The sequence below is a fragment of the Limnohabitans sp. DM1 genome (assembly GCF_001269385.1).
In the GTDB taxonomy this organism is placed as follows: domain Bacteria; phylum Pseudomonadota; class Gammaproteobacteria; order Burkholderiales; family Burkholderiaceae_C; genus Limnohabitans_A.
This window is the reverse complement of sequence record NZ_CXOO01000003.1, coordinates 36,654-51,462: the sequence shown is the minus strand read 5'-3', so window position 1 is coordinate 51,462 and position 14,809 is coordinate 36,654. Positions and strand designations below refer to the sequence as shown.

Genomic DNA, 14,809 nt, shown 5'->3' with positions numbered 1-14,809 from the left:
GTTGCATGGCTACTGCAAATACATGCGGGAACCCCTCAAATGGCGCTTGCAGGGGAATCACCCCCGCTTCGATAATTTGAGGCAGGGAGGTACAAGATGGACAACAAGCCTCGATCAAGCAGCTTGCGAACAGGCCGACACACGCAAACTGGGCAAATTTATTTGCTCACGACGGTCACGGTGGATCGTCAACCGGTGTTTGATGATTTTCAGGCTGCACGTTGCCTGATCCAATGCCTGCAACAAGCAAGCCAATTACAGCATGCGGACACCTTGGCATTTGTGGTCATGCCTGATCACTTGCATTGGCTCATGCAACTGGGGGCGAGCACCGATTTGTCGCGCTGTATGGCGGGCGTCAAGTCCGTCAGCGCCAGGAAACTTGGCGTGTCCTTATGGCAAAAAGGTTTTCACGACCATGCCGTTCGAAAAGAAGAAGATTTGCCCGCCTTGGCGCGGTATGTGATCGCCAATCCCGTGCGTGCCGGTTTGGTCCAGCGTGTCGGCCAATACCCGCACTGGGATGCTATTTGGTTGTGAACCAACCATCGCCCCGAGGGCGGGGCTCCTACAAAATGCGGCCCGCTGTAGGGGCGGCGCCCTCGCCGCGATGAAGCCCTCGCGGACCACCAACCATCGCCCCGAGGGCGGGGCTCCTACAAAATGCGGCCCGCTGTAGGGGCGGCGCCCTCGCCGCGATGAAGCCCTCGCGGACCACCAACCATCGCCCCGAGGGCGGGGCTCCTACAAAATGCGGCCCGCTGTAGGAGCGGCGCCCTCGCCGCGAAGGTGCACTCGCAGACCACATCCATCATGGGGTCCGATCCATCGGAGTTCGGCATGGTCACGCTTGCTGGCATCTATCGAAGATCAACCCGCCGCCCCCAGCCGCCACAGCGACGTCATTTCGGCCGAACGCGCTGCATGCAGCGGGTCGGTGGCATCTTGCGATTTGCCGTGCACAGGCTTCACGTCCGTGCGGCCGAGCACTTGCAGCCCGGCATCGGCAATCCAGCCCAACAAAGCCTCGCGTGTGCGCAAGCCCAAATGCTCGGCCAGATCCGACAAAATCAGCCAGCCTTCGCCGCCTTCGTACAAATGCGCTTTCAGGCCCGCCAGAAAGCCCTTGAGCATCTGGCTGCCTTCGTCATACACCGCCTGTTCCAGCACCGAAGTCGGGCGTGCGGGCAGCCACGGCGGGTTACAGACCACCAAAGCCGCTTGGCCCAGCGGGAACAAATCGGCCTGCAGCAGCTGCACCTGGTTTTGCAAGCCCAGGCGCTGCAGGTTGTCGCGGGCGCAGGCCAGTGCCCGCTCGGCCATGTCGGTGGCCACCACCTGTTGGGCGCCGCGCCGCGCCAGCACCGCCGACAAAACCCCCGTGCCCACACCAATGTCAAAAGCCACCGAATGATCCTTCAGCGCCGCAGGCAAGGGCGCCTTGGCCACCAGCGCCACATACTCGCCACGCACCGGTGAAAACACGCCGTAATGCGGGTGAATGCGCAGCCCCTCGCCCAATGCGGGCAACTCGACGCCATTCTTGCGCCACTCAAAAGCGCCAATCACCCCCTGCAAGGCGCGCAAAGAAATCACGCTGGTTTGGCCATTGGTCGGGCCAAAGGCTTGCACACAGACTTGTCGCACGTCCGGTGCGCGGCGCAGGTTGATGCTGTAGTCGCCGCTCAACTCGATCAAGATCTGACTCAGTACGCGTGTGCGCTGGGCTTGCGCCTGGCGGTGAGCGTGAAAGGCCGTACCGGGCAAGGGCTGCGCATCGGGTGCCGGTTTTTTGGCGCGTGCTTTTTTGGGCTTGTCAATGCGCCGCGACAAGGCCTGCAGCAACTGGCGCGCGTTCTGAAAATCGCCACGCCACAGCAAACCCGTGCCCGCGCAGGCCAGCCGGTAAGCGCTGTCGGCGGACAGTGTGTCATCTGCCAACACCACGCGGGCGGGCAGGGCCTGGTCAGAGCGCCAAAGGGCCGAGTGCTCGGCGTCTTGTTCAGACCAGGTCAACATAGTGGGGGCGTTCATGCGCAGTCCTGTCGGGGGTGGTTGTCGCGCAAAGGCTCGCGCAGGGGGATAAGAAAGTCGTTCAGGCCAGGCCGCTCAATACATGCCGCGCCAGCTCGGCAAAGCCCGCGCCGCGTTCGCTGGGTGTGATGTAGCGCGGCGGGTGCGTCAGCTGCGGCTCAAAGCGCCGGATGTTGGCCACCCCCACGCTGTGCGCAAAGTGCTCAAACATCACCTGGTCATTGGTCGAGTCTCCCACATAAACCCAGCGGTCCATTTCGGCATCCAGATCGCGGCCCCACAGCTCGCGCACGATCCAGCGGGCACCGGTGAGTTTGCTGTGCGCGCCAAACCAGCCGTTGATGTGGATGCTGCTCACCGTTGCCGTCATGCCCGCCGCCTGCATCGTGCGCACCACCGCGTCGATGGCACTTTGGGGCATGTGCGTGAATTCGCTGTGGTCAATGGCGATGTCGGTCTCGCGCCCGGCGCTGTCTTGTGAGCGTCGTGCACCCGGCACGCTGCCTTCAATCTGCGCCAGCACCGCCTGCATGCGGATGAAGTTGGCGCTGCGCGTGGCCGCGTCTTGCTGATACAGCTTGCGCAAACCCCAGCTGGCCGAATGTTGCAGCGCCAACGCCCCGTTTTCGGCCACGATGGCGTCCACCGGCCAACTGGCCGCAAAGGGCTCGCTCCAGCCCACCGGCCGCCCGGTGATCGGCACCACATGCAGCCCCGCCGCTTTCAGATCGGCCAGGGCCTGCAAAGCGTCGGGGGTGATGGCGCCGTCGGTGGTCAGCGTGTCGTCGATGTCGGTGAAGACACCGACAGGGCGGGTGGCAGGCAGCCAGGTGGACAGGGCGCGCATTCAGTGTGGGTGTGTTGGACGAGGGAGGCCCCAATGCAAGGTAAGGGCCGGGATGGCGTGAAAGCCGTTCACCGAGGGGTGCAAATCATGCCATACCCGTTTGCTATTGAGCCTGAAATCTTGAGCAAAAGGTGAAGAGTGCATCAGGGTGTAGGAGCCGCACCCCGTGCGCGATGGGCGTGGCACACGATGTGTAAACCATCGTCCATTTGGCCATTGAAGACATCAAAGGGCGCGACCTATCAACATGCATGGCAAGGCTGCTCAAGGGTGACTACAGCACAGACCATGCATTCAAATTAAGGGTTTCTACTGCCCATGTTTTTAAAACTTATGAACTGTTTATTTGAGCTTTTGAGTCACAATTAAATCTAAATTTTTTAAGATACTGATTCCAGTTGCCATAGATGCCCTCAATGCATTTCGCTCAATTGATCCAATCTACGTTCCCGCCGTCGGTGAACCACCTGCTTCAACGCATCGGTTTGGCCCTGGGCACAATGGCCCTGACCGCGTGCGCCAACATGCAGCCCACCGCCTTTGCGCTGCGTTCGGTGCCCTTTCGCCTCGCAGGCATTGGCACAACCGGGCGCCATTCATGATGGCACCGCCCGACACCCCCATGGCACACGATGAATTGGCCTACAGCCTGCGCCTGGACATGGGCAGCTGCAGCTTGCGGCAAACCATTCCCTGCATACGCTATCAGTGGATGCGGCTCAGAAAATCCAGCCCCACGGCGACTGTGGGCAGTTTCTATCAACACAGCAGAACCCACCCCACCATCCCGCGCCAACCAGAACAGCAAGCCGCCTTGCCCGGCTACCGAGCAGAACTGCCGCAAAGCGAAGCGGACATCCGGGCGTTTGATGCTGCTGTGCGCCAGCTCATCGCGCCGACGGTGCAGTTGTTGATGGATGACATTCAGGGTGTGAAAGGGGCCAAGTGATGCTGTCAGCCCAATGGCTTGGAATGAATATCCAGTTGACATCAAGTCAAGGGACAAGCGGAATGACAAAAACCGTGGGTGCCCGCGCAATAGAACTTTGGCAAGAGGAAGAGCTGTGACGGAAATTCAAAAAAAATCCGACCCACATGTTGCAGCAGGTACTCATGGTGGGACGACAGAGTTGGGGCATAAAAAAAAGTCATTGTTAGATCATTACGCATTCAGCTTGTTGTTTGCCTGCTGCATGGGGTTTGTGATCTTGACACCTCAGGATGTGTTGCATAGCTACCCACAAGTGGTGCCCTATGTGGACTGGATGGCCAGTTGGAACCCGCATGTGCACCGCTTGGGCTTGAAACACGTCAGTGGACCACTGGCCGATGCGAACCGGTTTTGTGCGGCTGTTATGTGGGGCGTGTGGACGCCGTTACTGATATCGCTGTTTGTTGTGATGTTTATACGAGATGAGCCGATTAAACCCTTTACGAGCATCCGCGGAGTTCTGTTTGCACTGATTGCCGGGCCCGCGTTGGCCTACTTGGCGATTTATGGAACTGGCGACATGAACTCAAGACTCGGGCGATTCATGGTCAGCAATCTTCTGGGGCGCTCTATTTATATACCCGGTGCAGTGTTTGCGTTTTGGGTCTCAGTTTACGTTACGCCTGTTGTTTTGCGAAACGCATTTCGTCGTAACTTTGATTTTTGATTCAACCAAGGAGGCTTCATCATGGCAAACGACAACAAAACATCTTCACAGTCCAACCCGTTTGAAGGCGCGACATTCAACACCAAGGCCATCAATGCTTTGAGCACAAAGGCCAATCAAGCATTGCCCAACCTCAATGGCTTGGCTGGTGTGGTGCCCTATAACAAAAACGAAACTTGGACCCCTCTGGGAGATTTGGATGCTGCCAATGCGGGTATAGAAAAAGCTGCTGGTGGTATCAGTTCAGTCAAGTATTTCGGAGCAATCGAAAAACTCAGTGGTGGATTGGGGCTGACCAACGATGCCATTGCAGTAGGCCAGCATTTACTGGCTGGGCGGTTTGACGCAGCATCGGTAGAGTTTGTGGGGGTCGTCGGTCAAGGTACTGGTGCAGCTGGTGGATATCTTGTCGGGAAAACAGCTGCTGATTTTGTGACAACTTCCAACGGCCTTGGTCTTGGGCTGAAGTTTGTCGCCAGTGGCTTAGGTGCATTTTTCGGCTCCACCACCTCCAAATCCGCCGCCGAGGCCGCTTTCAACGAACTCGACCGTACACCGGCACTGGCCGCAGGCGAAGCCGTGCATCAAGTGGCCACGTTCAACGGCCAACGCTACGGCTTGGGTTTATCCGTTCGAGGCACACTCGAATGGTATGGCATTGATGCTTCGCCAGCAGATACACGCACAATTTTTGCGCAAAGCACTGGTGTTGTGAGTACCCTCTCGGCCAGCGACCGAGCAGCGCTGACGGACCAATTCTTTAAATCGACCGCATCGCCAACGGCTTATGCCGATTACCAGCGCAAGCTTGTCGAAATCACAACGCAAGGCGATATTGCTGAAAACATCCTGCCCCGCATCCAAGCAGTGGGCACTGTGGTGATTGACCCGAACAGTGGCTGGCGCGCTTCGCAATACGTAGCAGCAGGGCGCAGCCCCGATGGCAAAGACCCGCTGGGGCAACATATCAGCGATGGTGCAGGCAAAAGCCACTACTGGCGCAAACTGTCAGACGGTAATTTAGAGCGCATTGACCAGGAAAACTTTGGCGAACAAGGCTCGCGAGTTACGGTGACGCAAGTGTCCAAAGACACCGGGGCTGTGTTCCAGCAGCGACAAACCGTGGCGGGCAAAGACGGTATCGTGAGTGACGCCATCCTCAAGCCCAATGCATCGGGTCAATTGACTTTGTCAGAAATCCAATTGGGCGGCCCCTTAGATGCGGCATCGCTGGGCAAAGGCAGCAGCGCAGGTGGCACCTTTTCGCCCTTGTCCAGCACAGGAGATGCAGCAACGGGCTATACGATCCAAAAAGGTGACAGCCTTTGGAAAATTGGCCAATCGCTGGGCCTGAGCGATGCCGAAACCATGCAGTTCATCCGCGATGTGGCGGCTGCGTACAAAGCGCAAGGGCTGAGTGGCAACATCAACGATTTGAAAGTGGGCAACACCCTGGCTTTGCCTGAATGGGTTCAAAACAAGCGCCAAAATTCTGCAGCTACAGCCAAGCCTGAAACAGCAGTGGCGGACAGTGTATTCATCGCGCTGGTGGAAGATGTGGCGGATTTGGTGGAAACGGCCACGAAGGCCGAAGTCAATTTACTGACGCAAATCATCCAAGCGGGTGATAACCACATCATGGTGGTCACATCTGATGCGTTCGGTAATGCAAGTGGCTTGCACAAGACCAGCGACGGCACGGTGATCGGCAGCTTCTCCACAGAAATTCAACCTAATGGTGTGGCCTTGACGCAAACCTTTGATGCGCAGGGCAATCCGTTGATGAAGACGTATGAACAAACGCTCGCCGACAGCAGTCGCTTGAGTGAAACCCGCAATACGCTTGGTCAATTAGTGTCCAGCAGCATCAAGCAAGTTCAGGAGTTGTCTAACGGACAAACCACCCACGTCACCGAAACCATCAATCATCTCGCCAAAGGCAGCGAGATTGCCAGCAGCAAAGAACTGGTCACTTCGGGCGGGGCACGCATCATCAACAGCACCACCGCTGACGGCCACATTCAAGAAGACACCTATGCCACCGTCAATGGCAAGCAGACGCTGCAAAGCAGCAAGATCATTTCCTACAGCCAAGCCGAGCGCGACACCGCTGCATTGGATGTGAGCTTGGCGGGGCTGGAGCTGATACAAGCGCTGCGCTCGAACAACAAGGTGCAGGCGGCGGGCAGTTTGATTCGGTTGGTGAACAACGCCGAAATTGCCAGCAACCAAATGCCCACGCTGGGGGCGATTGGTACCGGGTTTTCTGGTGCGGTGTCTCTCATCAGTGCATTGGACAGCTGGGGCGATGCCAGTGACGGTCAGCGCATTGCCTTGACGGCGCGTGCCGTGCTGGGGGCCAACGAGGTGGCCAAGGCTTTCAGTGCAAATGGGCAGACGGGGTTTTTGGATGCGGGCAAAGGTTTTACCGCCTTGAACGTCGCTGGCGGCATTGTGGCCTTGGCCAGTTTGGAAAGCACCCTCGAGAGCGGCAACCCCTTTGCCATTGCCAGCAGCGCCATGAGCATCGCTAATGCAGGCGCTGCGTTGATGGGTAACGCTGCCGTTTTCGGTCCCCAGGTCATGATCGCCGTGGCCATTGCCTCCATCGTGTTTGGCAGCCTATTTGGCGGCAGCATTGAATATCCAGAGCCACCCCCAGCAGGCACGGTGGAAATCGGTGCTCTGGCCGATGGCACCTTGGGCATGTTGCTCAAGGATGCGGACGGCAAGGTGTACCAAACGCGCAACTTGAGCGGCAAACTAATCTGGCAAGAGACGCAAACGGCGAGCGAAGACCGTGGGTACTGGGCCAGCCGCGATGTGGGTGACAGTTTGGAAAGTTACTGGGTCAGCGATATCCAGAGCTGGGCAGAGCCGGTCAATTTGGTAAAAAACAACCAAAATTTTGGATTGGGCGCAGACGTGCTCAGCCAGCGCATGAGCGCCCTGATTGGCGACTTGCAAGCGCAAGCGGCCAAAGACGGCACACACCTGGTGCTGGACCGCCTGCCCATGCTCACGGTGGTGGCCTACCCCAGCTTTGACCGCAACGGCGTGGACAACTTCTTCTTTGCGATCCGCTTCAACGACCCGGGCACGGGCGCGCAGCAGATGATGGCAGCGGCCAACCAGGACATGGCCAAACAGTTCAAAGAAATGGCAGGCTACGCAGGGGCCGTCGTGGGCGCCACAGAGTGGGCGCAGATTCAGGCCAAAAGGGCGGCGGGTGATGCCTTTGCCACCGAGACAGAAGGCCAATACGTGGACCGCCTGAGCGGCCCCAAAGAAGGCGACAGCGTCCTGACCAAAGCCCAGGCCGACGCCCAAGAAGCCAGCAACCGCCAGACCTACAGCCTGCTCACGCTGGACCTGGAGGGCAACGGCATCACGCGCAAAGCACAACAAGCGTCAGGCATGAGCCTGGAAGACGTGCAAGGGGACACGACCAAGGGGGTGACGCGCTTGAACTTGGGCAACTGCAGCCTGCGGCAAACCATTCCCTGCATACGCTATCAGTGGATGCGGCTCAGAAAATCGAGCCCTACGGCGATGGTGGGCAGCTTCTATCAACACAGCAGAACTTACCCCACCATCCCGCGCCAACCAGAGCAGCAAGCCGCCTTGTCTGGCTACCGTGCAGAACTGCCCCAAAGCGAAGCGGACATCCGGGCGTTTGATGCTGCGGTGCGCCAGCTCATCACGCCGACGGTGCAGCTGTTGATGGATGACATTCAGGGTATGAAGAGCATCAACGTGAACACGGGGTCAAAGAGCTTCACGGACGGGCAGGTAATAGGCGTCTGAAGCGGTTTGTAAAAAGCCCATGGATATGTTTTCTTCATCCCCAAAATCGTGTTTGAAATGGACCGTGTGGACCGCAATGGGCATCGTGGTCCTGCTGTGCATTGCAGCATGGTTCAAGCTGGCGAGCTTGTGGCAGGGGGGCTTTCAACCGCCAGAGATGGCTGCTGCGCAGTACAGCAGCAAAGACGTGGTGGGCAACCTGGGTGGCTTGCCGGTGCGTTTGCCGCACTATGCGGTGCACTTGGTTGAATACGACGGCGAACCCAGCTGGGGCAAAAGCAAGAAATCCGCGCCACGCACGGAGGCCACAGGCATCAAAAGCTTTGGTTTTTATGCACGTTACCCCGACATGCAAATGATCGACAGCTACGCCACCGAGAAAGAGCAAAAAAGCCAATCCATCTACACCACGATGTGGCTGAGCGTTGGTGTGACCAGTGGCGAGATTTACCCCAAGGACGGATTTCTGGATCGGCGGTTTTCTTGTTTAGTGCCTTCGACTGCGCCGCCCACATGCGGTTATGGCAATGTGTATTGGTGGCGCAATGACTACGAGCGCTTGCCCAAACCCGAGCATGGCTTGACGGTCTACGCCCTCAAAGGCGTGGAGCCCAAATCTGGTCTGCCTGCCCGTGAAGACAAGACATTTGCCAACGATGTGTTTGTTGCCAAGGACAAGCAAGGCCGTGTGCGGACCTATATCAGTTGCTCCAACGTCGGCCATGAGGCAGCCCCTTGTGGACATGACTTCAGTATGGAATATGACGGTATGCACGCATTGGTTTATCTCAAATACCGCCGTGGCTTGTTGCCCCATTGGCAAGACATCCAAGCCAAAGTGACCCAAGCCATGCTGGGCTTTGTGATGCAGCCCCAGGCCGCATCCGACAACCCCAAAGACCAGGCTGCATCGTCCCAGCGGTGATGTGGCCATTCATTTCTTTTAACCCCGATTCAAGACCAAAAAAATTCAGGAGGAAACCATGCCCCAAAGTATCAGTAAAGAGCAGTTGATCGCCTACCAAAAGCAAATCGAAATAGGCGGCGTAGAGGCCGTGCGGCAGGTGTACCAGACGCTTTATGGCAAGGGTTACAACTATGCCGGTTGGGCCTTGGGTGTGGCCACTGGCGAGACTATCACCGGGCAGTCTGCTTTGCAGTTCTTGCAGAGCACCGCATTGATGGGCCTGGACAGCCAGGCTTGCAAGAATCTGAGCCCAACGCAAATTGACCAGATTAGGGTCAAGATGGCTGATGCAACGCTTCAGAAGATGATTGATGTCGCCAACAACGAAGGTGGGGGGTATCTGAAGCGCGAGCTGAACTACGCAGAAACCAAAGACTTCCACACCAATGCCTTTGAAGCCAGCAGCCTGAACATCAACAACTGGACACTGCAAGCGCCGATGGATTTGCTGGGCAAGGTGTATGGGCAAGCTTACGTTGAGAAGGTCTGGCAACAGATTCGCGCTACGGGCGGCGATGGCATCGATGCGGTTTTCATGAGCGGCGTGTTGGCAACCGCTGTGGGGCAGGTGGCTTTGACCACGCAAGACCCAGCGTTGCGTGCCGAAGCGCAAGGCTGGCTCAATCAATTGCCCGGTATTGCATCGGAAGTGGTCGGAAAATACATGGGGGCCTTGTCTGCATTTGTGCCGCAAGATGCCTTGGTAATGGCCCGTTCTTTGGGTGTCGATTACGCCGAACCAGTGGGCCTAGATTTGAGTTCAATAACCAAAGGTGCCACCATCCGATTGAACGATACCTGGGTAGCCACAGACTTGGGTAACGGCAGCCGCTTGCTCAAAGTCTCACCCAGCGATCCCAACACGGTCGTGGTGTTGTCCAGCGGTGTTTATCAAAAGCTGGAAATCCCCGATGGCAAAGGCGGTTACCTGCAAGTGGCCATCGGCGACAAAACTACCGATGTCACTTCATGGGCGGGCGCGCCCGGTCAGTCTGCACAGCTCAAGCGCGTGCTGACCACGCAGACCGATGCAGGTCAAAACAGCAAGACTTATCAAGGAACGGTGCTGGCGACAGAAAGCAGCACCAGCAGCCAATCCGTCAATGGCCAGTCCGTCCAAGTCACCGAAACCGTGAACCACCTGGCCAAAGGCTCAGACGTGGCATCCAGCAAAGAACTGGTCACTTCGGGCGGGGCACGCATCATCAACAGCACCACGGCTGACGGGCACATCCAAGAAGACACCTATGCCACGGTCAATGGCAAGCAGACGCTGCAAAGCAGCAAGATCATCTCTTACAGCCAAGCCGAGCGCGACACCGCTGCATTGGATGTGAGCTTGGCGGGGCTGGAGCTGATACAAGCGCTGCGCTCGAACAACAAGGTGCAGGCGGCGGGCAGTTTGATTCGGTTGGTGAACAACGCCGAAATTGCCAGCAACCAAATGCCCACGCTGGGGGCGATTGGTACCGGGTTTTCTGGTGCGGTGTCTCTCATCAGTGCATTGGACAGCTGGGGCGATGCCAGTGACGGTCAGCGCATTGCCTTGACGGCGCGTGCCGTGCTGGGGGCCAACGAGGTGGCCAAGGCTTTCAGTGCAAATGGGCAGACGGGGTTTTTGGATGCGGGCAAAGGTTTTACCGCCTTGAACGTCGCTGGCGGCATTGTGGCCTTGGCCAGTTTGGAAAGCACCCTCGAGAGCGGCAACCCCTTTGCCATTGCCAGCAGCGCCATGAGCATCGCTAATGCAGGCGCTGCGTTGATGGGTAACGCTGCCGTTTTCGGTCCCCAGGTCATGATCGCCGTGGCCATTGCCTCCATCGTGTTTGGCAGCCTATTTGGCGGCAGCATTGAATATCCAGAGCCACCCCCAGCAGGCACGGTGGAAATCGGTGCTCTGGCCGATGGCACCTTGGGCATGTTGCTCAAGGATGCGGACGGCAAGGTGTACCAAACGCGCAAGCTCACAGGCGCCGTGGTCAGCAACACAGGCAAAGACACCGACACACAAAACTGGGCCATGGGCGCGGACGTGCTCAGCCAGCGCATGAGCGCCCTGATTGGCGACTTGCAAGCGCAAGCGGCCAAAGACGGCACACACCTGGTGCTGGACCGCCTGCCCATGCTCACGGTGGTGGCCTACCCCAGCTTTGACCGCAACGGCGTGGACAACTTCTTCTTTGCGATCCGCTTCAACGACCCGGGCACGGGCGCGCAGCAGCTGACGGCAGCGGCCAACCAGGACATGGCCAAACAGTTCAAAGAAATGGCAGGCTACGCAGGGGCCGTCGTGGGCGCCACAGAGTGGGCGCAGATTCAGGCCAAAAAGGCGGCGGGCGATGGCTTTGCCACCGAGACAGAAGGCCAATACGTGGACCGCCTGAGCGGCCCCAAAGAAGGCGACAGCGTCCTGACCAAAGCCCAGGCCGACGCCCAAGAAGCCAGCAACCGCCAGACCTACAGCCTGCTCACGCTGGACCTGGAGGGCAACGGCATCACGCGCAAAGCACAACAAGCGTCAGGCATGAGCTTGGAAGATGTGCAAGCAGACACCACAAAAGGCGTGACGCGGCTGGACGTGGACAACGACGGCTTCATGGAGCTGACCGAATGGGTGGGCAGCAAAGAAGCGATCTTGGGGCTGGACCGAAATGGGGATGGGGTGCTGAACACGGCAGAAGAGCTGCGTCAAATCGTCAGCAACAACCCGACCGAAACACCCAAGGCATCGGCGATTTTTTCGACGTTGTCCAACGAGATGTTGCGCACTTGTCGCTCGACATGGGCGATGAAAGTGCGGTGCAAATCAGCTTTGATGGCCAGTTCTTCTTGCGACCATCCCAAGTCTTTGCGCAGACGAATGATGTTGAGGGCCAGCACTTCACGCGCACCTACCTGCTGATGCGGCGCTGAAGCTCGAATTGAAGCGGGTGTGTTGGATGTGCTTGATGACATAGGAGGCAAGTACTAAATTATGCTGCTTTTAAGTCATGTTTTTCGACACGGTCAACAGTAAAAAAGAGTCATAAGGGGCCAAAAAATATTGATGTCTGAGCAGCCTGAAATTTGAAGAAATTGTTGGGTCTACACCCCGTTTCGTTGGTAACTCTCTGACCCTCAAGCCCGCCCGAAGCCGATTTCCCATACAGAGATAATCACCCATCCGAACGCTCTACTGCACCGTGGTAGGTCCATTCCTCTTCATTTGAAAAATCTGCCATGGAAATCAAAGTCAACTTTCTTGACAAGCTTCGTCTTGAAGCCAAATTCGATGACTTCACCGTTGTCGCTGATCAGCCTGTCCGTTACAAGGGCGATGGCTCGGCCCCTGGGCCGTTCGATTATTTTTTGGCCTCATCGGCTTTGTGTGCGGCGTACTTTGTCAAGTTGTACTGCGTGACGCGCAATATTCCGACCGAAAACATCCGTCTTTCGCAAAACAACATCGTCGATCCTGAGGACCGCTACCAGCAGATTTTCAAGATCCAGGTGGAGTTGCCGTCCGACATTGAAGAGGTTGATCGGCGCGGGATTTTGAAGTCGATTGAGCGTTGCACGGTCAAAAAAGTCGTGCAAGCGGGGCCCACGTTTGTCATCGAGGAAGTCGACAACCTGGATGCCGATGCGCAGTCTTTGCTGACGCTCAAACCCAGCGCTGACTCCCACACTTTTATCGCGGGCAAGGATCTGCCGCTCGAGCAGACCATCGCCAACATGTCAGGCATTTTGGCCAGCTTGGGCATCAAGATTGAAATTGCTTCGTGGCGCAACATCATTCCCAATGTGTGGTCCTTGCACATCCGCGACGCGCATTCGCCCATGTGCTTTACGAATGGCAAGGGCGCGACCAAGGAAAGCGCCTTGGCCTCGGCCTTGGGTGAATACATTGAGCGGCTCAACAACAACCATTTCTACGCGGGTGCCTTTTGGGGAGAAGACATCGCCAACGCGTCGTTTGTCCATTACCCGAATGAGCGCTGGTTCAAGCCTGGCAAAAAAGATGCGCTGCCCGCTGAAATTCTGGACGCGTACTGCCGCAACATTTACAACCCCGATGGCGAGTTGCGTGGCGCGCATCTGGTGGACACCAACTCCGGCAACGCAGCGCGCTGCATCTGTTGCCTGCCGTATGTGCGGCAATCGGACGGTGAGGTGGTGTACTTCCCTTCCAACCTGATTGAAAACCTGTTTGTCAGCAATGGCATGAGTGCGGGCAACACGCTGGCCGAAGCGCAGGTGCAATGCCTGTCCGAAATTTTCGAGCGGGCAGTCAAACGCCAAATCATCGAATGTGAAATTTGTTTGCCGGATGTGCCGCAAGAGGTGCTGGCCCAATACCCTGGCATCTTGGCCGGTATTCAAGGCCTCGAAGAGCAAGGCTTTCCCGTGCTGGTGAAAGACGCGTCGCTGGGCGGGGCCTACCCGGTCATGTGCGTGACCTTGATGAACCCACGCACGGGTGGTGTTTTTGCATCGTTTGGCGCGCACCCCAGCTTGGAAGTGGCGCTGGAACGCAGCCTGACCGAGCTGTTGCAAGGCCGCAGTTTTGAAGGCCTGAACGATTTGCCCCCGCCCACGTTTGAGAGCAACGCGGTCACTGAGCCCAATAACTTTGTGGAGCACTTCATCGATTCCAGCGGCATCGTGTCGTGGCGCTTTTTCAGCGCCAAAGCAGATTTTGAATTTGTGGAATGGGATTTTTCTGGCCAAGGTGAAAACCGCAATGCCGAGGAAGCGGCCACCTTGTTGGGCATTCTCAAAGACATGGGCAAAGAGGTTTACACCGCGGTGTATGACCAGTTGGGCGCCATCGCCTGCCGGATTTTGGTGCCTGGGTATTCAGAGGTGTACCCCATCGAAGATTTGATCTGGGACAACACCAACAAGGCCTTGCTGTTTCGCGCCGACATTCTGAATTTGCATCGCCTGGACGATGCCAGCTTGTCAGCCCTGCTGGAACGCTTGGAAAACAATGAGCTCGATGAGTACTCTGACATTGCCACCTTGATCGGTATCGAGTTCGATGAAAACACAGAGTGGGGTCAGCTGACGGTGCTCGAGTTGAAGTTGTTGATTCATCTGGCTTTGAAACAGTTTGACGAAGCGCATGAACTGGTGGGGGCCTTCCTTCAGTACAACGACAACTCGGTCGAGCGCGGCTTGTTTTACAAGGCCTTGAACGTGGTGCTGGAAGTGCTGCTCGATGATGAGCTGGAACTGGACGACTACGCGGTCAACTTCCGCCGGATGTTTGGCAACGCCCGGATGGACGCCGTCATGGGCTCGGTGGAGGGCGGCGTGCGCTTTTTTGGCTTAACGCCCACGAGCATGCAACTGGAAGGGCTGGACAGGCACCACCGCCTGCTGGACAGCTACAGGAAGCTGCATCAGGCGCGGGCCAAAGTCTGAATCGTTGACGTCGTCACCCCGCAGGTCGGTGGCTTGAGCCCCGATATGCAGCGTGATCAGCCAACCGTGTTGGCTTGACGATGCTCA

At 57.3% G+C, this 14,809-nt stretch carries 9 protein-coding genes; 6 read left to right on the top strand and 3 right to left on the bottom strand.

The window, feature by feature from the left end; translation table 11 throughout:
- Positions 1–96: 96 nt before the first annotated feature.
- Positions 97–540, top strand: coding sequence for an REP-associated tyrosine transposase (locus AMM33_RS00560; protein WP_090137851.1), 444 nt, complete (start codon positions 97–99; stop codon positions 538–540).
- A 330-nt stretch (positions 541–870) separates the two neighbouring features.
- Here AMM33_RS00560 and AMM33_RS00555 read toward each other — a convergent pair whose 3' ends face one another.
- Positions 871–2,019 carry a methyltransferase gene (locus tag AMM33_RS00555; protein ID WP_090137916.1) on the bottom strand — a complete coding sequence of 383 codons (1,149 nt, stop codon included), beginning with the start codon at positions 2,017–2,019 and terminating at the stop codon, positions 871–873.
- Positions 2,020–2,095: 76 nt separating this feature from the next.
- Positions 2,096–2,881, bottom strand: a complete 786-nt coding sequence (locus AMM33_RS00550) for an HAD-IIB family hydrolase (RefSeq protein ID WP_090137849.1) — start codon at positions 2,879–2,881, stop codon at positions 2,096–2,098.
- A gap of 598 nt (positions 2,882–3,479) precedes the next feature.
- Between AMM33_RS00550 and AMM33_RS00540 the strand changes: the two genes are divergently transcribed.
- The 4 genes from AMM33_RS00540 to AMM33_RS00525 all read left to right on the top strand — a co-directional run bounded on the left by AMM33_RS00540 (position 3,480) and on the right by AMM33_RS00525 (position 9,271).
- Entirely contained in the window at positions 3,480–3,830 is a 351-nt protein-coding gene (locus AMM33_RS00540; protein WP_194945143.1) for a hypothetical protein, read from the top strand.
- 115 nt (positions 3,831–3,945) lie between these two features.
- Positions 3,946–4,539 carry a hypothetical protein gene (locus AMM33_RS00535; RefSeq protein WP_194945142.1) on the top strand — a complete coding sequence of 198 codons (594 nt, stop codon included), beginning with the start codon at positions 3,946–3,948 and terminating at the stop codon, positions 4,537–4,539.
- Positions 4,540–4,560: 21 nt separating this feature from the next.
- Complete coding sequence (locus tag AMM33_RS00530; protein ID WP_090137841.1) at positions 4,561–8,346, top strand: LysM peptidoglycan-binding domain-containing protein; 3,786 nt, start codon at positions 4,561–4,563, stop codon at positions 8,344–8,346.
- 64 nt (positions 8,347–8,410) lie between these two features.
- Positions 8,411–9,271, top strand: a complete 861-nt coding sequence (locus tag AMM33_RS00525; protein WP_194945141.1) for a hypothetical protein — start codon at positions 8,411–8,413, stop codon at positions 9,269–9,271.
- Between the two features lie 2,730 nt (positions 9,272–12,001).
- Here AMM33_RS00525 and AMM33_RS00520 read toward each other — a convergent pair.
- Positions 12,002–12,268 carry a helix-turn-helix domain-containing protein gene (locus AMM33_RS00520; RefSeq protein WP_090137914.1) on the bottom strand — a complete coding sequence of 89 codons (267 nt, stop codon included), beginning with the start codon at positions 12,266–12,268 and terminating at the stop codon, positions 12,002–12,004.
- A 264-nt stretch (positions 12,269–12,532) separates the two neighbouring features.
- On the opposite strand from AMM33_RS00520, the gene AMM33_RS00515 reads away from it, so the two are divergent.
- Positions 12,533–14,722 (top strand): OsmC domain/YcaO domain-containing protein, encoded by a 2,190-nt coding sequence (locus AMM33_RS00515; protein ID WP_090137837.1) that lies wholly within the window; start codon positions 12,533–12,535, stop codon positions 14,720–14,722.
- Positions 14,723–14,809: the final 87 nt, after the last annotated feature.

What these genes read in the sequence shown, in the direction of transcription:
- AMM33_RS00550 (WP_090137849.1), bottom strand. Translation starts at nt 2,881, where the DNA reads ATGCGCGCCCTGTCCACCTGGCTGCCTGCCACCCGCCCTGTCGGTGTC.
- AMM33_RS00560 (WP_090137851.1), top strand. Translation starts at nt 97, where the DNA reads ATGGACAACAAGCCTCGATCAAGCAGCTTGCGAACAGGCCGACACACG.
- AMM33_RS00520 (WP_090137914.1), bottom strand. Translation starts at nt 12,268, where the DNA reads ATGTCATCAAGCACATCCAACACACCCGCTTCAATTCGAGCTTCAGCG.
- AMM33_RS00515 (WP_090137837.1), top strand. Translation starts at nt 12,533, where the DNA reads ATGGAAATCAAAGTCAACTTTCTTGACAAGCTTCGTCTTGAAGCCAAA.
- AMM33_RS00555 (WP_090137916.1), bottom strand. Translation starts at nt 2,019, where the DNA reads ATGTTGACCTGGTCTGAACAAGACGCCGAGCACTCGGCCCTTTGGCGC.
- AMM33_RS00530 (WP_090137841.1), top strand. Translation starts at nt 4,561, where the DNA reads ATGGCAAACGACAACAAAACATCTTCACAGTCCAACCCGTTTGAAGGC.
- AMM33_RS00540 (WP_194945143.1), top strand. Translation starts at nt 3,480, where the DNA reads ATGATGGCACCGCCCGACACCCCCATGGCACACGATGAATTGGCCTAC.